Origin of the sequence: Thiorhodococcus fuscus (assembly GCF_042682685.1) — a bacterium.
In the GTDB taxonomy this organism is placed as follows: domain Bacteria; phylum Pseudomonadota; class Gammaproteobacteria; order Chromatiales; family Chromatiaceae; genus Imhoffiella; species Imhoffiella fuscus.
The window spans coordinates 25,589-44,509 of sequence record NZ_JBHUHX010000061.1; the positions used below are offsets into that span (position 1 = coordinate 25,589).

Below are 18,921 nucleotides of genomic sequence, written 5' to 3' on the forward strand. Positions count from 1 at the left end.
CGTCGCCCGCCCCAACGCCGCGCCGCACCAGGACCACAAAGCCCCGGCGCTCGCACCGAAATCAAAGAGGAACGGCCCCATGCAGCACTCGTCGTCGCCCTCGACTCGAACCCGAGCGACTATCCTGACGGCCGCCATGCTGATCCTAGCGATCGCCTTGAGCGCCTGCCGGGAACGCAGCCCGGTCATCATCACCCAATTTTCCGCCTTCGACAGCCAAGTGGACGTGAGCCTGGTTGGCATCAGCAAGGAGCAGGCGCGGCTGGCATCCGATCTCATCGCCCAGGATTTCACCTACCTGGAACGGGAATGGGGCGCACCGAACGACGGCCCCATGAAACGGGTCAACCGGCTTCTCCCGACCGGACGCCCCTTCATCCCGCCCCCTTCACTGCTAGGGCTGATCCGTCAATGCAAGCTCTACGAATCGCAGAGCGACGGGCTCTTCAACCCAGCGATCGGTAAACTGACTCACCTCTGGGGCTTCGATGAGACGCGCCCGCGCAGCCATCCCCCCCCCTCCGGAGACGCGATCGCGCAGCTGGTCGCGGCCGCTCCCAGAGTGGGGCAGATCGAGATCGAAGGGCTGGAAGTGACCGGACACAACCCGGCACTTCGATTGAACCTCTCCGCCATCGCCAAAAGCGCCGCCATCGACCTGGCGATCGAGCAGCTCCGGGATCTGGGCATTCGCAACGCCATGATCCAGGCAGGCGGGGCCTTGCGCGCGATCGGCGATCGCAGCGGCCAGCCCTGGCGCATCCCGATCCGACGTGCGACGGGCTCGGGCGTTTTCGCCATCCTGTCGATCCGAGGCGACGAAGCGGTGGTCACCGCCGCCGAGTACGAGCGCGACTTCCTTTACGAGGGCGTTCTCTACCACGCCATCCTCGACCCGAGGACCGGCCGGCCCGCCACAGGGATGCGGGCCGTCACCGTCGCCCATCCCCGGGCCGAGACGGCCGCCGCTGCGGCGACCGCACTCTTCATCGCCGGACCGAGCGAATGGCGCAGGATCGCCACTCAGATGGGCATCGACCACGCCATCCTGATCGACCGTCAGGGCAGGGTTCACCTGACCGCAGAGATGGCGAAGCGCATCCAGTGGGTCGAGGATCACAATGGGGTCGAGGTCGTCAGACCCAAAACCAGGCCACCGGAAACGGACAAGGCGGAGATCTGAAGCACATGGACCGTCGCCCCGGCGAACAGGAACTTCCGCACGCGCTCCGCATACATCACGGACAGACGCCCTCGCCGGCTTTCATCCTCGCCTTGATCGGGGCCGGCCTGCTGCATCTGGTGGCGCTGCTCGCGCTCGACATCCAACCGCCGAAGCCACCCCCGATCCCGGAAACGGCTCTGGAAATTCTGGTCCTCACCGAGGGCGGGCATACAGCCGACTATGCCGCGCCGGACGCGGCACTGGCCCAGCGCACCCAAACCGGCGCATCGCCAACCGGTACCACTGCGCTGTCCTCGCCTGGCGAAGCGATCCAGGAGGTCGACCCGGCTCCCGAGAAGACGCCACCCGAACCGCTTCCCGAGGTCACGGAAGCGGTCGTGGAGACCGCGCCCGAACCGGCGCCAAAAACGGCACCCCCGCCGCCTCCCGAGGAGGAACTCGACGTTCTCGCCGCCAAACGCCCGGATGAAACGCTCGCGGATCTCCCGCCCACGCGCCCGCCGATCGATGCGGCAGGCATACTGGCGAGCCAGAGCCGTGAGATCGCGCGTCTGACCTCCAATCTAGAGGCTCAGAGTTCAGCCTATGCACGGCGCGTTCGACGCAAGTCGATCAGTGCCAGCACGCGCGAGTTCCGCTATGCGAGCTATCTGAGCGCCTGGGCACGTAAAGTGGAACGGATCGGCAACCTCAACTACCCTCAAGCCGCGAAGGAGGCGCGCCTCTACGGCAGTCTCATCCTGCATGTCGCGATCCGCTCGGACGGCAGCGTGGAGCGCATCCGCATCGTCCGCTCGTCCGGCTCAGACCTGCTCGACGAGGCGGCGATTCAGATCGTCGAGCTGGCCGCGCCCTATTCGCCCTTTCCTCCAGATATCGCCGCCGAAACCGATGTGCTGGACATCATCCGCACCTGGCAGTTCATGCGCGGAGACGTCCTCGGCTGGGAGCGATAGCCCCGCCCCCCCGGATTGCGCGATACTGATAAGATGTCATTCAGCGCGCCAGCTCGGGAATTCGCGCTGAATGCGGTCCGGCCACCCTTGCCACACCTCGTGCCGATCAGGATACTAGAGTCATGCCCTTCAGCACCTCTCTGACGAACCATTTCCTCATCGCGATGCCAGCACTCGCGGACCCCAATTTCTCGCGGACCGTGACCTACATCTGCGAGCACACCGAGCAAGGGGCCATGGGCATCGTGATCAACCGACAGATCGACGTCACGCTCGGCGAACTGCTCGGTCAGCTGGAGATCAAGGTGGACCAGCCCACGATAGGAAGCACCCCCGTCTACCAAGGCGGTCCGGTACAAACCGATCGAGGCTTTGTCCTGCACACGGCCGGCCCGGCCTTCGATTCCACGCTCAACATCACCCCGGACATCAGCGTCACCACCTCGCGCGACGTCCTGGAGGCGATTGCCAAGGGCGAGGGGCCGGACCAGATCCTGGTCGCCCTGGGCTATGCCGGATGGGGCGGTGGCCAGCTGGAACAGGAAATGAGCGCCAACGCCTGGCTCAGCGGACCAGCGAGCGACGAGGTCATCTTCCAAATGGATCCGAGCACGCGCTGGATGGCGGCAGCCCAGCTGCTCGGTGTGGATCTGAATCTGCTCAGCGGCGAGGCCGGGCACGCCTGACCCGCCTTCGGAGCCTCGTATGACGACCCTGCTGGGCTTCGATTTCGGCCCACGAAAGATCGGTGTGGCCGTCGGCCAAACCCTGACCCGCTCCGCGACCCCGCTGGCGACCTTGCGCGGCCAGGGCGAAAAGCCCGACTGGGCTGGAATCGGAGCGCTGATCGAGGAATGGAAACCAAGCGCCCTGGTCGTCGGGCTTCCCTTCAACATGGACGATACCGAGGTCGACTGGTCGCCACGGGTTCACCGTTTCGCTCGCCAGTTGGAGGGACGCTACGGTCTAAAGGTCCACCTGATCGACGAGCGCCTGACCTCCGTCGAGGCCAAACGCCAACTCAACGAGCGCCCCCAGGGCCCCGCACGGGGTCGCTCCGGACGCAAACCATCCACGCGGGATGCCGTCGACGCCCTGGCGGCCGCCCTCATTCTGGAAACCTGGCTTTGTGAGCAAGACTGACATCTGGAAAGACGCGGGCGAGGTGGATGCCGCCATCGCCCGCATGGCCGATGATCTGACGGCCCTGATCGCCGAGCGCGGCATCCAGGACCCCTTGATGATCGGTATTCATACCGGCGGGGTCTGGGTCGCCGACCGACTGCACGAGCGTCTCGGGATCAGCGACCCGATCGGCCATCTCGACATCTCATTCTACCGCGACGACTTCACCCGCATCGGCATGCATCCGCAGGTCCGCCCGTCCTATCTCCCGGTCGGGGTGGACGACCGCAACCTGATTCTGGTGGACGACGTCCTGCAGAGCGGACGCACCATCCGCGCGGCGCTCAACGTGCTGTTCGACTATGGCCGGCCTGCCTCCGTGATGCTGGCGACCCTGGCCGAGCGCGATGGACGCGAACTTCCGATCGCGCCCGATGTGGTCGGACTGCACGCCAAGCTGGAGCGCGACGAGCAGATCAAGCTCAGTGGTCCCGAGCCCCTGTTGATGCTCAGAGGAAAGACACCGCGTCACGCCGCCACCAAGCCGAGCTCAGACCGCAAGTCCGGCCAGGACGCGCGCACGCAATCAGATTCGGACCCCACATAATCGATGAGCAAACAGAATCCGCAACTCGATGCACAGGGCAACCTCAAGCATTTCCTCACCACCGAGGGACTGAGCCGCAACCTGCTGACCGACATCCTCGACCAGGCGGAGGGCTTCCTCGGCGTCGCCCAACAGGCGGTCAAAAAGGTGCCGCTCTGTCGCGGCAAGGTGATCGCCAACCTTTTCTTCGAGACCAGCACCCGCACGCGCACCACCTTCGAACTGGCTGCCAAGCGGCTATCGGCGGACGTGCTCAACCTCAACATATCGACTTCGGCCACAGCCAAGGGCGAGACCCTGCTGGACACCCTGCGCAACCTCGAGGCGATGCACGTCGACATGTTCGTGGTGCGTCACGCGACCAGCGGCGCGGCCCATTTCATCGCCGCCCACGCCGATCCGCACGTCAGCGTCATCAATGCCGGGGACGGACGTCACGCGCATCCGACCCAGGCGATGCTCGACATGTTCACCATCCGCCGGCACAAACAGGACTTCAGCCGGCTTCGGGTCGCCATCGTCGGCGACATCATGCACTCGCGCGTCGCGCGCTCGCAGATCCTGGCGCTCAAGACGCTGGGCGTGCCCGAAGTTCGGGTCATCGCCCCCAGCACACTCATGCCCAACGGCATTGAGGAGGCATTCGGTGTGCACGCCTATCACGACCTGCGCGAGGGGGTGCGCGACGTTGATGTCATCATCATGCTGCGCATTCAACGCGAGCGCATGAACAGCTCGCTGCTACCCAGCGAACACGAATATTTCCGGCTGTTCGGACTCACCGAGGAACGCCTCTCGACCGCCCAACCGGACGCCATCGTGATGCATCCGGGGCCCATCAACCGAGGGGTGGAGATGGATTCGCAGGTCGCCGACGGCCCGCGATCGGTGATCCTCGAACAGGTCAGCAACGGCATCGCCGTGCGCATGGCGGTCATGTCCATGTGCATCGGCACCCAGAATCTCAAGAGCCAGCCCCAAGGAGACGTCGATGGCTAACGGACCTCGTATCAGTATCCGCAACGGACGGCTGATCGATCCCGCCAGCGGCCTCGACGGCGAAGCGGATCTGCACATCGCCGACGGCAAGGTGCTGGCCATCGGCGCAGCCCCCTCGGGCTTCCAACCGGATCGCACCCTCGATGCACGCGACCAGCTGATCTGCCCCGGATTCGTCGACCTCTGCGCCCGGCTGCGCGAGCCCGGCCACGAACACAAGGCGACCATCGCCAGCGAGACCCGTGCCGCAGCGGCCTCCGGCGTCACCACGCTCTGCTGCCCCCCGGACACGCTGCCCGTAATCGACACCCCAGCGGTCGCGCAACTGGTCCACCAAACGGCCGAGCGTCACGGATTCGCCCGAGTGCTTCCGGCCGGAGCGGTCACACAAGGTCTGAAAGGCGCCAAGATCACCGAGATGGCAGCGCTCAAGCAGGCTGGCTGCCCGGTGTTGAGCCAGGCCGACCGCCCCATCCGCGACACCCAGGTCCAGCGACGCGCCATGGAATACGCGACGACCTTCGGACTCACCGTCTTCCTGCATCCGCAGGATGCTGCCTTGAGCGAGGAGGGCTGCGCACACGAGGGACTGGTGAGCACGCGCCTGGGCCTGCCGGGCATTCCTGAGGCTGCCGAGACGGTCGCGGTCGCACGGGATCTGGCCCTGGCCGAACAGACCGGAGCCCGCATCCATTTCCGTGGACTCTCGACAGCGCGGGGCGTTGCCATGCTCGCCGAGGCGCGCCGGCGTGGCATACAGGTCACGGCCGATGTCAGCATGCACCAGCTTTTCCTCACCGAGGACGACCTGGAGTGCTTCGACGCGAACTGCCACCTGATTCCGCCGCTGCGCACGCGAGCCGACCGCGAAGCCTTGCGCGCGGCGGTCGCGGCGGGCGTGATCTCGGCCATCTGTTCGGATCACCAACCGCACGACGCCGACGCCAAGCTCGCGCCCTTCCCCGAGACGGCGCCTGGCATCTCGGCACTGGAAACCTTGCTGCCCTTGGCCTTGCGGTTAGCGGACGAGGGTGTGATGGATCTGGCGACCCTGATCGGGCGTCTGACCCATGGACCAGCGACCATTCTCGGACGCGCTCTCGGGCGCATCGCGCCGGGCGAACCGGCCGATATCTGCGTCTTCGACCCCGAGACGACCTGGGTGGTGAACCCGGCCACGCTCATCAGTCATGGACTGCATACGCCGTTCAACGAGCAGGAGATGCGGGGACGGGTGAGTTGGACATTGCTCGGCGGGCGCATCGTCTTCGAGCGGTGAGTCCAGCCGCCAGCTTCCAGCTGGTGGCTGGCCACTGGAAGCCGGCGGCTATCGCTCACATCCGATTCGGATCCTCGTCCTCGACCAGGGTGATGCCGTCGATCGAGCGGTCGGTGGCGGCGCGCTGGGCGGTTCCACCCTGGAGCTTGATCATGAGCCGCACCTCGTTGGCCGAATCGGCATAGCGTAGCGCGTCCTCGTAGGTGATCTCGCCTTCCTGGTAGAGATTGAAGAGGGCCTGGTCGAAGGTGATCATGCCCTGTTCGCCGGAACGCTTCATCAGGTCCTTGAGCTTGTGCACCTCGCCCATGCGGATGAGGTCCGCCGCAAGCGGTGTATTGAGCAGGACCTCGATCACCGCGCGTCGGCCCTGACCGCTCTTACGTGGCGCCAACTGCTGGGCGACGATTCCCTTGAGGTTCAGGGACAGGTCCATCAGCATCTGGTTGCGCGACTCCTCGGGGAAGAAGTTGATCACGCGATCCAGCGCCTGGTTGGCGTTGTTGGCATGGAGCGTGGCCAGTACCAGATGTCCGGTCTCGGCGAAGGTGATGGCGTACTCCATGGTCTCGCGGGTGCGGACCTCGCCGATCAGGATGACATCCGGGGCCTGCCGCAGCGTGTTGCGCAGGGCCACCTCGAAGGACTCGGTATCCACCCCGACCTCGCGCTGGGTGATGATGCAGCCGTCGTGCTCGTGCACGTACTCGATCGGATCCTCGATGGTGATGATGTGTCCCGAGCTGTGGCGGTTGCGATAACCGACCAGGGCCGCCAGCGAGGTCGACTTACCCGTGCCGGTCGCGCCAACGAAGATCACCAGGCCGCGCTTGGTCATGGCCAGATCGCGCAGCACCGAGGGCAGCTTGAGCTCCTCCAGGGTCGGGATACGGGTCTCGATACGCCGCAGGACCATTCCCACCGAATCGCGCTGAACGAAGGCACTGACGCGGAAACGGCCGAGCGGGGCACGATCGAGCGCGAATTGACACTCCTTGGTATCGTCGAACTCGGCGCGCTGACGCTCGTTCATGATCTCCATGACCATGGTGCGCGCCTGATCGGCGGACAAGGGCTGTTTGGCAGCGGGATAGATGGCCCCGTCGATCTTGATGCTGGGCGGCCAACCGGAGGTGATGAAGAGGTCCGACCCCTTCTTCTCGACCAGAGCCCCCAAGAGTTGCTCCAACGCACGCTTGAGATCCATCGACATCCTCTATCCCCCGTCATAGAGCGTCCAGACCGGTTCGGCCAGGCGCCAGATGCGAACGCCTCGCTCAGACCAGGACCAGTGGAGCTTGATTACACGAAATCTTCCTTGTTCTGCGCCTTGGCGCGGGCATCCTTGCGCGAGATGAGCCCCTTCTGAATGAGTTCTTTGAGGTTCTGATCCAGCGTCTGCATGCCGTGGGCCTGGCCCGTCTGGATGGCCGAATACATCTGTGCGACCTTGGCCTCGCGGATCAGATTTCGAATCGCGGGCGTGCCGATCATGATCTCGTGGGCCGCGATTCGACCGCCACCGATCTTTTTCATCAGCGTCTGCGAAACGACCGCCCGCAGCGACTCCGAGAGCATGGCGCGAACCATATCCTTCTCGGCCGCCGGGAAGACGTCGATGATACGGTCGATGGTCTTGGCCGCCGAAGTGGTGTGCAGCGTTCCGAACACCAGATGGCCCGTCTCGGCGGCGGTCAATGCCAGACGAATGGTCTCCAGATCGCGCATCTCGCCGACCAGGATGATGTCCGGGTCCTGACGCAGCGCGGAACGCAGCGCCTCGCTGAAGCCCAGCGTATCGCGATGGATTTCGCGCTGGTTGACCAGGCACTTCTTGCTGGTATGGACGAATTCGATCGGATCCTCGATGGTGAGGATGTGCGCATACTCGTGATCGTTGAGATGGTCGACCATCGCGGCCAGCGTGGTCGATTTACCCGAACCGGTCGGCCCGGTGACCAGAATGAGACCGCGCGGAACGTTGATGATGTCCTTGAAGGAAGACGGCGCATTGAGGTCTTCCAGGGTCAGCACCTTGGAGGGGATGGTACGGAAGACGGCGCCGGCACCGCGCTTCTGGTTGAAGGCATTGACACGGAAACGCGCCACGCCGGGGATCTCGAACGAGAAGTCGGTCTCCAGGAATTCCTCGTAATCCTTGCGCTGCTTGTCGTTCATGATGTCGTAGACAAGCGAGTGAACCGAGCGATGCTCGAGCGCCGGAACGTTGATCCGGCGCATATCCCCATCGACACGGATCATCGGAGGCAAGCCGGCCGACAGATGCAGGTCCGAGGCGTTGTTCTTGACACTGAAGGCGAGTAGTTCGGCGATGTCCACGAGTCACTCCATTAGTGGCCAGCCCCTTGGGCACGTGGCAAAACTTCGACCGACAGCGAAGGGGCCATTGCGTCAACGATACATCCAATTGAGGATCCTGGCCCGCAAGCCGATCCGGAAACCTGTATCAGTTCACAGATCCGGCGCTTCGCGGTGAAACCCAAACGGATTTCCCGAGCCCGCTGTCCCAGAGCGCCATCGTGCGCGAGGATGCGGGACGGGACAGCCTGCATCAGGCGTCCTGGGTCTGCTGCGTCTCCAGCCGGGCGACCTTTTCCATCACCATCGCCTCCAGATCGCGTTTGTAGTTGGCGACCCGCTCGCACATCGCGGGATCGGAGGCGCCGATGATCTGGGCCGCGAGGATCCCCGCGTTCTTGGAACCGTTGATGGCGACGGTCGCCACCGGAACCCCGGCGGGCATCTGCACGATCGACAGCAGGGAATCCTCTCCCGACAGGGTCGAGGTCTTCACCGGCACACCGATCACCGGCAGCGGGGTGATGGCCGCCGCCATGCCGGGCAGATGGGCCGCACCGCCCGCGCCGGCGATAATGACCTGCAATCCGCGCGCGACGGCGGTCTCGGCATAATCGTAGAGACGCTTGGGGGTACGATGGGCCGAGACGATGGTCATCTCGTAAGGCACGCCGAACTCCTTGAGGATGGCGGCCGCCTCCTGCATGACCGGAAGGTCGGAGTCGCTGCCCATGATAATGCCGACCTTGGGCCGGAGCTGGGTAGATGTTTGGGTCATGGATGATCCTCTGCTGAGATCTCGATCAGGTCGCGAACGCGCTCGGCCTTGCGTTTGGCGGTCTCGATGTCGGGATCTAGAACCGTCACATGGCCCATCTTGCGAAAGGGTGCGCTGGTCGCCTTGCCGTATAGGTGCAAACACACGCCCGGGATGGCCAATGCCTCGGCCATGCCCTTGATGACGGGGCGCCCACGACGACCGGGCGCGCCCAGCAGATTGATCATAGCCGCCGGAGAGAGTTGGTCCGTCACCCCGAGAGGCAGACCCACGACGGCACGCAGATGCTGCTCGAACTGATCGGTGACGTTGGCCTCGATGGTGTGATGGCCGGAATTGTGGGTCCGAGGAGCGACCTCGTTGACCAGAAGTTCGCCCGCCTCGGTGAGGAACAGCTCGACACCGAAGATGCCCACGCCGTCGAGCATCTCGACCGTCCGCACGGCGAGATCGACTGCGGCCTCGGCGACCGAGGTGGGGATATTGGCGGGGGCCAGCAGCAGATCGAGCACGTTCTCGCCGGAGCGGAAACACATCTCGACCACCGGATAGCAGCGGCACTCTCCGTCCCGCGCGCGGGCGACGACCACGGCCAGCTCCTTCGTGGCAGGCACGAAACGCTCCAGCAGCGAGGGCACGGGCAGATGGGCGTCATAGTCCTCGGGCGCCTTCATGATGGAGACGCCCCGTCCATCGTAGCCGCCACGGCGCGCCTTCTGGACCAGGGGATAACCGAACGCCGCGAATGCCTCGGGGCTCGGCTCCGAAATCTCGACGAAAGGCGCAGTTGGAATGCCGGCGGCGGCGAACGCCTGCTTCTGAGTCAGCTTGTCCTGAATCAGCGCCAGCACCCGTGGGGAGGGATGGAATCGGTGACCCTCCTGTTCGAGTTGGGCGAGGGTCTCGGTATCGATGTCCTCGATGTCGAAGGTGATGACATCGCAAATTTCGGCCAGCTCGCGCAGCTTCGACGGGTCGTGATAGTCGCCGAGGATCTGGTGGCCGGCAACCTGGCTGGCCGGCGAACCGGGCGTCGGATCCAGCACCACGCAGGTGCAACCCAGGCGCTTGGCGGCCTTGGCCATCATGCGGCCGAGCTGACCGCCACCGATGATGCCGATACGGGCTAGAGGTAAAGGGAATACGTCCATGGCGCAATCATCTGCGTTATGAAGAAAATTGGAAAGCCCCGATGCCGAACGAAGCCATTGGATAAGGGTCCCGACCTGATGGGTCCGGATCGCCCTGGTGGAAAACGGGTGCGTTCCAGCCGGAGGTCGTTCCGGCGTGGCATGGCGCGGACGAAGAATCGCGAGGATCCTGCTGCTCCAAACGAGATCTCGGACGATTGGAGGCCGAGACGTCGCGATCGGCGAGCCCTGGTGGCGCGATCGAGTCGCGACCGGGCAGCCGCGAAGCCGTGGAGGCGCGCTGACTGCCGGGCCTACTTTAGCACTCTATGCAGGGTTATTCCTGCCGGATTGAGCGATCGGCGTGGTCGTTACCGTAATCGGACCTGGAGCCGGTCAGATCCCAGGCGAAGGTGCAGTCGAGATGGGACAACACCGAGATCATGCCGCTCTCGCCGTCCTCGACCATGAGGGCGACCGGAGAGCGGCGCCCGAAACGCGTGTTTCCACGCTTGACCCACAGACTCCGCATCTCGGGATTGCGCGGGAAATAGGTGAGTAGCGCATCCTCGATCCGTGCGAGATAGGCGACCCGGCGATTCACACGAGGATCGTCCGGAAAGGGCTCCGCGTCGCGGAAGCGGCCCAGGTGTCGCGTCTTGATCGATTGGGGCAACTGCAGAATGGAGGCGACGTCGCTCGCCGACAGTCCCCAGCCGTCGAGCAGATCCATGATGCGCCGGGTCAACAGCCGGCGCTCGTCGAGCGTGTGTTCGGTCGAGCATTCCACCAGACAGGACTCCCGCGCCGAGGGCGCCATGGGTTTCGCGTATCCGGTTGAGGTGGCGCCTGCGGACGCGGGTTGCAACCGATCAGGATCGGGTGACGCGAGTGATACGGGTAACCAGCGGAACCAATTTCAGTCGGCGCATGATACGCGCGAGATGATCGCGACTATTGACCAGAAGCTGGAATTCAAGGTCCGTGGTCATGCCATCCTTCTCGCGCGACAGGACGTTCTCGATGTTGGAACCCAGCTCGGCGATGGCTCCGGCCACGACGGCCAGCGCACCGCGCCGATTGCCGATCTCGACGCGGATCTTGGTGGAGAACTCGCCCTCGGGATCGCTCGCCCATTCGACCTCTAGCAGCTTGTCCTTCTTGTCTTCGAGACTGCCGAGGTTCCGACACTCGGTGCGATGCACCACGATGCCCCGGCCAGGGCTGAAGAGCGCGGTGATGTCGTCTCCGGGTATGGGGCGGCAGCAGCGGGCAAAGCTGACCACCATGCCCTCGGTGCCTCGGATCGCCAGGCTGTGCGGATGCGCGTCCTTGCTCGGGGCCGACTCGCCGACCGGTTCCTCGCCCTCCGCCCCGACCAGATGCCGAGCCACGAGCGCGGCCAGACGGTTGCCAAGCCCGATGTCTCCAAAGAGCTCATCGACATCCTTGAGATTGGCATCCCGCAGATAGTCGGCAAGACGAACGGGGTCGATCCGATCCATGTCGCCGTTGTAAAGGACGAGTTCGGCGTTCAGCAAACGGCGGCCGAAGGCGCGCGCCTCACGCAGTTTGATGTTCTTGAGATAGCCTCGGATGCTGACCCTGGCCTTGGCCGTCACCACGAAATTGAGCCAGCCCGGATTGGGGCGCGCCCCGGGGGCGGGGATGATCTCGACGGTCTGGCCGTTGCGTAACGTGGTGTTCAGCGGAGCCATGCGCCGGTCGATGCGCGCCGCCACGCAGCTGTTGCCGACGTCCGAGTGGATGGCATAGGCGAAATCGACCACCGTCGCACCGCGCTTGAGCGAGAGGATACGGCCCTTGGGAGTGAAGACGTAGACCTCGCCCGGAAAGAGATCGACCTTGACGTGTTCCAGAAATTCGAGCGAGTTGCCCGCCTCGCGCTGCATCTCCAACAGATTCTGCAGCCAGTCCGCCGCCAGGGTGGCGGGGTTGGAGGCGGTCTGTCCTCCGCTCTTGTACATCCAGTGCGCGGCGATCCCGGACTCGGCGACCCGCTGCATGTCCTCGGTGCGGATCTGGATCTCGATCTGGATCCCCTGCGGTCCGACCAATGCCGTATGCAGCGACTGATATCCGTTGGCCTTGGGGATGGCGATGTAGTCCTTAAAGCGCCCAGGCACCGGCTTGTAGAGGTTGTGCACCAGCCCTAGCACCCTGTAGCAGGTATCGACCCGATCCACCGTGACCCGGAAGGCGAAGACATCGCGCAGCTCGGAGAAGCTGCGCGACTTGTCGCGCATCTTGCGGTAGATGCCGTAGAGATGCTTGCGCCGACCCTCGACCTCGCCATGGATGTCCTCTTGGAGCAGCGTGCGCTTGAGCGTCGTCTCGACAATCTCGACCATCTCCAGACGCGATCCGTGCGTCTTCTGCACCGCGCGCTGGATGACGCGCCGACGCCACGGCCAGTAGTGGGCGAAGGCCAGCTCCTCCAGCTCGACCCGAATCCAATTGATGCCGAGCCGGTTGGCGATGGGGGCGAAGATATCGAGGGTCTCGCGCGAGATACGCCGGCATGCCTCGGGGCTCATGGCGTCGATGGTGCGCATGTTGTGCAGCCGATCGGCGAGCTTGATGAGGATGACCCGAATATCGCGGGTCATCGCCAGCAACATCTTCTGCAGGCTGGCCGCCTGGGCCTCCGCCCGCGACTTGAAGTCGATCTGGGTGAGCTTGCTCACCCCGTCGACAAGCTCGGCGACGTCCTCACCGAAGGTGGACGCGACCTGCTCCTTGGGGATCTGGGTATCCTCGATGACGTCATGCAGCAGGGCCGCGATCAGACATTTGTAGTCCATGCGCATCTCGGCCAGGATGCGCGCGACCGCGAGCGGGTGATAGATATAGGGCTCGCCGGACTTGCGCTTCTGGCCCTCATGGGCCTCGGCGCCGAACAGATAGGCCCGATAGCATTCGGCAACCTGCTCGGGGGGCAGATAGCCTTCGAGGTAGGCGCAGAGATCGCTGACCAGATAGCGTCCCTCGCCGAGCGATTCTGGCCCCGCGCTCCTGGCCACGGGCTCCGCCGAGTCGGGCCGAGGCTCGACCTCCAAGGGCGAGGGAATCGCGGCCGTCGACATCTGAAGCTACCCCTTCGGTCCTGAACTCAAGGACGCACGCCCAAGGGCGCGCACCCCGATCCGAACGCCCGTTGCGGAACGCTCGGCCATGGTGCCCGAAATCGCATCAACCCTGCGCATCTCGCGGGGCCTCGGACTCGCCCGCATCGGTGGACAGCTCCTCGGCCAGCGCTTGCTCCAAGGCCGCCGCAGTCTCGTCCATCTCACGCTGGGCCTCTTGAACCATAGCGTTGCTGATGTTGCCCGCAGCGATCTCGCGCAAGGCCATCACGGTCGGCTTGTCGTTCTCCCAGGGCAGGGTCGACTCGACGCCATTGGCCAGTTGGCGGGCGCGCTTGGTCGCCAGCAAAACCAGATTGAATCGGTTATCCACATGGTTGAGGCAATCCTCGACCGTAATTCTCGCCATTCTCGTTTCCTCGGTTGAAATTCAGTGCGGAGCGGTTTCACGCTGATGATCATCCCCGCGAGCCAGCCACGTCCAGCGTGGATCGACAGGCTGTTCGGATTCCTATTTTCGATCCCGTCAATCCCGTTCCGTTCGATGTCTCGGCTCGGCATCCCCTCGTCTTCGGGAATCCGCCGAACCGGATGTCAGGCGACTGCCGGAGCGACGCGAAAGGCAGGCATCGAGACGCGTCAGGTGGCCTGAACGCGGACAGAAATCGCCTCAATCCAGTGGATCCAGCAGCGACTTCAGCCGCGACCTCTGGCGTCCCAGACGCAGTCGCTCGGCCATGGCGATCGACGCGATCGCATCGAGCGCGGTCTCGAAGCGATCGTTGACGACCAGATAATCGTACTCCGCGTAATGGAGCATCTCATCGCGCGCCTGACGCATGCGCCGCGCGATCACCTCGTCGGCATCGGTACCCCGACCGCGCAGACGGCGCTCCAACTCCTCGACCGAAGGCGGCAGCACGAAGACGCTGACCGCCTCCGAAAAACGCTCCCGAACCTGGCGCGCGCCCTGCCAATCGATCTCCAGAACCAGATCCCTGCCCCGGTCGAGGCAGTCGCGCACGTCCAGCTCGCGCGTCCCATACAGATTGCCGAACACCTCGGCATACTCAAGGAAGGCGCCCTCGGCGATCTCGCGACGAAAGCGCTCCCGATCCAAAAAATGATAGTGAACCCCATCGCGCTCGCCGGAACGCGCCGCCCGCGTGGTGCAGGAAACGGACAGGGCCAGTGCCTGGTCGCGATCAAGCAACGCCTTGACCAGGCTGGTCTTGCCGGCACCCGAGGGTGCCGACACGATAAAGAGAATACCTTGGGCCATCGCCGTCTCGTCTTTCGCCACGCTTATTCCAGGTTCTGGACCTGTTCGCGCATCTGCTCGATCAGGACCTTCATTTCGACCGCCTCGCGGGTGACCGCGACATCGGCCGATTTGGAACCGAGCGTATTGGCCTCGCGGTTGAGCTCCTGCATCAGGAAATCAAGACGTCGTCCGACCGGTTCCTTGCGCGTCAGCACATCGCGAACCTCGGCTACATGGGCCTCCAGCCGGTCCATCTCCTCATCGACATCGAGCTTGGCCGCGATGAGCGCGATCTCCTGCTCCAGACGGATCGGATCCAGCTCGGCCCGCAGCTCGCTCAGACGCTCGGCCAGACGGTTCCGGACCGAGGCGAGCACCTCGGGCATCTGGGCTCGAACCCGCCGAACCGATTCCTCCAGCCGCTCGCAGCGGTCGCGGAGCAGCTGCTCCAGCCGGGCGCCCTCGCGCTCGCGCGTGTCGAGCAGGGTCGCGATCGCCTCGTCCAGGAGTTCCATCGCCGCCGAGGTCAGACTGTCCAGGTCCGCCTCCTGCTCCTGGATAACGCCCGGCCAACGCAGCACCTCGAACGGCGAAGGCTCGGCACCGCGCCCGATCATGACGCCAACCTCGTGCCCCGCCTTCAGCAATTGCTCGACGAACGGCATGTTGATCCGAAGCGCCCCGACAGCCCCGGACGCCGGGGCGTAACGCAGCGAGCAATCCACCTTGCCGCGTTGCAGACTAGCCCCGAGACGGGTGCGAACCGCAACGTCCAACGCGCGCAGCTCCTCGGGCAAACGGATGTGGGGCTCGAGATACCGGTGGTTGACAGTACGGATTTCCCAGGTCAATTCACCGAAGTCGCCAGTACGGGACTCGCGGGCGAAGGCCGTCATGCTCTTGATCATGTCGAGGGGTATCTCTTCGGGTCGATGAGGGGGCGAATGCACAATGCAGCAGAAAGACCGTATAGGATCGGTCTATTATACCGGCTGAATCAAGTCAACGTCCGACCGAAACCGGAACTGCATCCGCATATCATGGCAGCCGCACGAGAAACATTGCCCTCCGGCACCCAGGTCGGGACTTACCGGATGGTCAAGCCGATCGCCAAGGGTGGCTTCAGCCTCATCTATCTGGCCACGGACGAGGACAACGGCGACGAGGTGGTGATCAAGGAGTACATGCCGAAGAAGATCGCCCGCCGCGATCCGGATCTGCGCATCGTGCCCATCAGCCCCGACTATACCGAAAACCTGCACCATGGGCGGAAGCTGTTTTTCCAGGAAGTCAAGGCCCTGGCCTCGCTGAAGCACCCGAACATCGTGCGCGTTCTGGCCTTTCTGCTCGCCAACGACACCGGCTATCTGGTGATGCCCAACGAGCGCGGCCGCAATCTCGGCACCTACCTGCACGAGCGTAAAGGCGGTCTCAGCACCACCTTTCTCCTCGACGTCTTCGTGCCCATCCTGGACGCCCTCGCCCTGCTGCACCGACGCTCCATGCTGCACCTGGACGTCAAGCCGGGCAACATCCATCTGCGCCACGGCAATCAGCCCCTGCTGCTGGACCTCGGCGCCGTGCATCCGCTCAACCGAGGGCGCTCGCGCGGCGGGCAGGTCATCACCGCCGGTTATTCGCCGGTCGAGCAATATTTCAGGGCTGGCCAGGTCGGACCCTGGACCGACGTCTACGCAGTCGGCGCCAGCATGCGGACCTGCATGGAGGGACGTACCCCGCAGCCGGCCCCGGAGCGCCAGAAGGAGGACAAAGTGGTCCCCGCCAAGGAGGCGTTGAAGGATCGCTACCCCAGTTTTCTGTTGGAGGCCGTCGACTGGTCCCTATCCATGGACGCGGCTCAGCGTCCTCAGGATGCCGCAGAGCTGCTCGCGGTCCTGGCCCCGCATCTCGACGACCCCCAACTCAGCCGCATGACGGAGCTGAGTTCCGAGCTCAGCGGCGACAGCCGTCAAACCTGACGCATCTCCCTCACAAACCACAGACCCCCAACAGGAGACACACGCCTCATGAGACCCTCTCAACGCCGCCCCGACCAGTTGCGACCGCTCCGCTTCACCCGTGGCTTCACCCGCCACGCCGAGGGCTCGGTCCTGGTCGAGTTCGGCGACACCCGGGTGCTCTGCACCGCCAGCATCGAGGCGCGGGTTCCGCCCTTCCTGAAGGGACGAGGCAAGGGTTGGATCACCGCCGAGTACGGGATGCTGCCGCGCGCGACCGGCGAGCGCACCCCGCGCGAGGCGGCCAGGGGCAAGCAGGGCGGACGCACGCTGGAGATCCAGCGTCTCATCGGCCGCGCGCTGCGCGCCGCCGTGGACCTCAACGCGCTCGGCGAACGTACCATCACACTCGACTGCGACGTGCTCCAGGCCGACGGCGGTACCCGCACCGCCTCCATCACGGGCGCCTGGGTCGCGCTGCGCGATGCCATCGACCAGCTGCGCGCCAAGGGCGAGCTCGCGGCCGATCCCATCCAGGCCCAGATCGCCGCCGTCTCGGTCGGCATCTTCGAGGGCACGCCCGTGCTGGATCTGGACTATGCCGAGGACAGCTCGGCCGAGACCGACATGAATCTGGTCATGGACGGGGAGGGGCGATTCATCGAGGTCCAGGGTACCGCCGAGGGCCAGCCCTTCAGCCGCGCCGAACTGGACGCGCTGCTCGAGATCGGCGCCGCCGGCATCCGCGAGATCCAGGCGGCACAGCTGGCCGCACTGGGTCTCGCGTCCTGATCCAGGCCGCCAGCGAGGAGTGAGCGAATGAGCCAATCCCATCGGGACGAAACCATCGTCCTGGCCAGCAACAACGTCGGCAAGGTCCGCGAGATCGGTCAGCTGCTGGCCGGGGCGCGCATCCGCATCCAGCCCCAGGGCGAGTACGGGGTCCCCGAGGTCGATGAGACCGGACTCACCTTCGTCGAGAACGCCATCCTCAAGGCACGCAACGCCGCGCGTCACAGCGGCCTGCCGGCCATCGCGGACGATTCCGGGATCGAGGTGGACGCACTCAAGGGCGCGCCTGGGATCTATTCGGCACGCTATGCCGGGGCAGGCGCATCGGACGCAGAGAATCTCCAAAAACTCTTGACGGACCTCAAAGGCCGTCCCGAGCAGGAACGCAGCGCGCGCTTCCAGTGTCTGCTGGTCTATCTCCGGCATGCCGAGGACCCGACCCCCATCATCTGCCAGGGCACCTGGGAGGGCCGCATCCTCACCGCGCCACGGGGCGAGAACGGGTTCGGCTACGACCCCGTCTTCTTCGTCCCGACTCACGGCTGCAGCTCCGCCGAGCTGGATCCGGAGACCAAGAACCGGCTCAGCCATCGCGGCCAGGCGCTGCGTGCGCTGCAACGGATCCTGGAAGGCACATCGACAGACGATTGAAGCAAGACAGCGAACCGACAACCGACATCCAATGACGATCGACGATATCCCAACCAGACTCGGCCAGGTTCAGGATCGGCTCCGCGCCGCCTGCGAACGCGCCGGCCGCGCGCCCGAAAGCGTCGCCCTCATCGCCGTGAGCAAGAAGCAGCCGGCCGAGGCCATCCGCGCCGCCTACGGGGCCGGCCAGCGGGTCTTCGGCGAGAGCTATCTGCAGGAGGCGCTCGATAAGATCACGGAGCTGTCCGACCTCGACGTCGAATGGCATTTCATCGGCCGCATCCAGTCCAACAAGACGCGCCAGATCGCAAGCCATTTCGACTGGGTCCACGGTCTCTCCGACCCGGATCACGCACGCCGACTCAACGACCAGCGTCCACCCGAGGCCCCTCCGCTCGATGTCTGTCTCCAGATCAATCTGAGCGGCGAGGACAGCAAGTCCGGCATCGAGGCAGAACAGGCGTCCGAGCTGCTCGCACTCTGCGATTCGCTGCCGCGCTTGCGGGTGCGCGGGCTCATGACGCTGCCGGCACCCAGCGACGACGAGGACGCGCAGCGCATCCCCTTCCGCGCGCTGCGCGCACTCCGCGACGCGCTGGCCACGGCGGACCGCAGGCTGGAGTGTCTTTCGATGGGCATGTCGGACGACTTGGAGGCCGCCGTGCTGGAGGGCGCGACCCACGTCCGCATTGGCACGGCAGTGTTCGGGCCACGTCCGTATAATTGAAATCCTCGGTGCCGCAAGGGTGCGGCGCCGGCCTTCGCCATAT

At 64.8% G+C, this 18,921-nt stretch carries 20 protein-coding genes; 11 read left to right on the plus strand and 9 right to left on the minus strand.

Annotated elements, in window-relative coordinates:
• The first annotated feature begins 79 nt into the window (after positions 1-79).
• From ACFSJC_RS18930 to ACFSJC_RS18960, 7 genes are all read left to right on the plus strand, one after another.
• A complete protein-coding gene (locus tag ACFSJC_RS18930) occupies positions 80-1,183 on the plus strand; it encodes an FAD:protein FMN transferase (RefSeq protein WP_386028761.1) in 1,104 nt (367 codons plus the stop codon).
• Positions 1,184-1,188: 5 nt separating this feature from the next.
• Positions 1,189-2,142, plus strand: coding sequence for an energy transducer TonB (locus tag ACFSJC_RS18935; protein ID WP_386028762.1), 954 nt, complete (start codon positions 1,189-1,191; stop codon positions 2,140-2,142).
• Between the two features lie 122 nt (positions 2,143-2,264).
• Complete coding sequence (locus ACFSJC_RS18940; RefSeq protein WP_386028763.1) at positions 2,265-2,828, plus strand: YqgE/AlgH family protein; 564 nt, start codon at positions 2,265-2,267, stop codon at positions 2,826-2,828.
• 19 nt (positions 2,829-2,847) lie between these two features.
• On the plus strand, positions 2,848-3,285 hold the full coding sequence (ruvX, locus tag ACFSJC_RS18945; protein ID WP_386028764.1) for a Holliday junction resolvase RuvX: 438 nt from the start codon (positions 2,848-2,850) through the stop codon (positions 3,283-3,285).
• Complete coding sequence (gene pyrR / locus ACFSJC_RS18950; RefSeq protein ID WP_386028765.1) at positions 3,272-3,874, plus strand: bifunctional pyr operon transcriptional regulator/uracil phosphoribosyltransferase PyrR; 603 nt, start codon at positions 3,272-3,274, stop codon at positions 3,872-3,874. Before ruvX ends, pyrR begins: the two co-directional genes overlap by 14 nt.
• A gap of 3 nt (positions 3,875-3,877) precedes the next feature.
• Positions 3,878-4,873: an aspartate carbamoyltransferase catalytic subunit gene (locus ACFSJC_RS18955; protein ID WP_386028766.1), complete on the plus strand. Its 996-nt coding sequence runs from the start codon at positions 3,878-3,880 to the stop codon at positions 4,871-4,873.
• Positions 4,866-6,152 carry a dihydroorotase gene (locus tag ACFSJC_RS18960; protein WP_386028767.1) on the plus strand — a complete coding sequence of 429 codons (1,287 nt, stop codon included), beginning with the start codon at positions 4,866-4,868 and terminating at the stop codon, positions 6,150-6,152. Before ACFSJC_RS18955 ends, ACFSJC_RS18960 begins: the two co-directional genes overlap by 8 nt.
• A gap of 55 nt (positions 6,153-6,207) precedes the next feature.
• Here the strand turns inward: ACFSJC_RS18960 and ACFSJC_RS18965 are convergent, their stop codons facing one another.
• From ACFSJC_RS18965 to ACFSJC_RS19005, 9 genes are all read right to left on the minus strand, one after another.
• Positions 6,208-7,359 carry a PilT/PilU family type 4a pilus ATPase gene (locus ACFSJC_RS18965; RefSeq protein ID WP_386028768.1) on the minus strand — a complete coding sequence of 384 codons (1,152 nt, stop codon included), beginning with the start codon at positions 7,357-7,359 and terminating at the stop codon, positions 6,208-6,210.
• Positions 7,360-7,454: 95 nt separating this feature from the next.
• A complete protein-coding gene (locus ACFSJC_RS18970; RefSeq protein WP_386028769.1) occupies positions 7,455-8,492 on the minus strand; it encodes a type IV pilus twitching motility protein PilT in 1,038 nt (345 codons plus the stop codon).
• A 232-nt stretch (positions 8,493-8,724) separates the two neighbouring features.
• Entirely contained in the window at positions 8,725-9,249 is a 525-nt protein-coding gene (purE, locus tag ACFSJC_RS18975; protein WP_386028770.1) for a 5-(carboxyamino)imidazole ribonucleotide mutase, read from the minus strand.
• Positions 9,246-10,400 (minus strand): 5-(carboxyamino)imidazole ribonucleotide synthase, encoded by a 1,155-nt coding sequence (locus ACFSJC_RS18980; RefSeq protein ID WP_386028771.1) that lies wholly within the window; start codon positions 10,398-10,400, stop codon positions 9,246-9,248. The genes purE and ACFSJC_RS18980 overlap by 4 nt, the downstream gene beginning before the upstream one ends.
• 316 nt (positions 10,401-10,716) lie before the next feature.
• A complete protein-coding gene (locus ACFSJC_RS18985; RefSeq protein WP_386028772.1) occupies positions 10,717-11,199 on the minus strand; it encodes a DUF2384 domain-containing protein in 483 nt (160 codons plus the stop codon).
• Between the two features lie 52 nt (positions 11,200-11,251).
• On the minus strand, positions 11,252-13,486 hold the full coding sequence (locus ACFSJC_RS18990) for a RelA/SpoT family protein (RefSeq protein WP_386028773.1): 2,235 nt from the start codon (positions 13,484-13,486) through the stop codon (positions 11,252-11,254).
• 106 nt (positions 13,487-13,592) lie between these two features.
• On the minus strand, positions 13,593-13,895 hold the full coding sequence (gene rpoZ / locus ACFSJC_RS18995; protein WP_386028774.1) for a DNA-directed RNA polymerase subunit omega: 303 nt from the start codon (positions 13,893-13,895) through the stop codon (positions 13,593-13,595).
• A 261-nt stretch (positions 13,896-14,156) separates the two neighbouring features.
• The gene (gene gmk, locus ACFSJC_RS19000; RefSeq protein ID WP_386028775.1) at positions 14,157-14,768 is read right to left on the minus strand and encodes a guanylate kinase; all 612 of its coding nucleotides are present in this window, start codon (positions 14,766-14,768) and stop codon (positions 14,157-14,159) included.
• Between the two features lie 23 nt (positions 14,769-14,791).
• A complete protein-coding gene (locus tag ACFSJC_RS19005) occupies positions 14,792-15,658 on the minus strand; it encodes a YicC/YloC family endoribonuclease (RefSeq protein WP_386028776.1) in 867 nt (288 codons plus the stop codon).
• A 132-nt stretch (positions 15,659-15,790) separates the two neighbouring features.
• On the opposite strand from ACFSJC_RS19005, the gene ACFSJC_RS19010 reads away from it, so the two are divergent.
• The 4 genes from ACFSJC_RS19010 to ACFSJC_RS19025 are packed head-to-tail and all read left to right on the plus strand — an operon-like array spanning position 15,791 to position 18,878.
• Complete coding sequence (locus ACFSJC_RS19010) at positions 15,791-16,729, plus strand: serine/threonine protein kinase (RefSeq protein ID WP_386028777.1); 939 nt, start codon at positions 15,791-15,793, stop codon at positions 16,727-16,729.
• Positions 16,730-16,777: 48 nt separating this feature from the next.
• Positions 16,778-17,500 (plus strand): ribonuclease PH, encoded by a 723-nt coding sequence (gene rph, locus ACFSJC_RS19015; protein ID WP_386028778.1) that lies wholly within the window; start codon positions 16,778-16,780, stop codon positions 17,498-17,500.
• A 27-nt stretch (positions 17,501-17,527) separates the two neighbouring features.
• On the plus strand, positions 17,528-18,151 hold the full coding sequence (gene rdgB, locus ACFSJC_RS19020; protein WP_386028779.1) for an RdgB/HAM1 family non-canonical purine NTP pyrophosphatase: 624 nt from the start codon (positions 17,528-17,530) through the stop codon (positions 18,149-18,151).
• Between the two features lie 31 nt (positions 18,152-18,182).
• On the plus strand, positions 18,183-18,878 hold the full coding sequence (locus ACFSJC_RS19025) for a YggS family pyridoxal phosphate-dependent enzyme (RefSeq protein WP_386028780.1): 696 nt from the start codon (positions 18,183-18,185) through the stop codon (positions 18,876-18,878).
• Positions 18,879-18,921 lie beyond the last annotated feature (43 nt).